The organism is Achromobacter sp. GbtcB20 (assembly GCF_019091095.1).
Classification (GTDB): Bacteria; Pseudomonadota; Gammaproteobacteria; order Burkholderiales; family Burkholderiaceae_B; genus Achromobacter; species Achromobacter mucicolens.
The window spans coordinates 1-233 of sequence record NZ_JAGXJZ010000933.1; the positions used below are offsets into that span (position 1 = coordinate 1).

At 67.0% G+C, this 233-nt stretch carries 1 protein-coding gene; it reads right to left on the minus strand.

Going from position 1 to position 233, the window contains the following annotated elements; all coding sequences use genetic code 11:
• Positions 1-233 (minus strand): alanine:cation symporter family protein (locus tag KVT32_RS31695; protein ID WP_217619596.1); only part of this gene is annotated, 233 nt, incomplete at both ends.

The following is a 233-nucleotide window of genomic DNA, read 5'->3' on the forward strand; positions in this document are numbered from 1 at the left end:
CTTCGGCGATCGAGTTGGCCTGCACGCCCGGCAGCAGCAGGCCGGTGGCGAGGATGGTGGCGAAGGCGAAGGTCAGCGCGTACCACTTCATGCCCAGGCCCTTCTCGATGTAGAAGGCGGGGCCGCCGCGGTATTCCTTGGCGATCTGCTCCTTGTAGACCTGGCCCAGGGTCGATTCGACGAAGGCCGAGCTGGCGCCGAGGAAGGCCACCGCCCACATCCAGAACACGGCG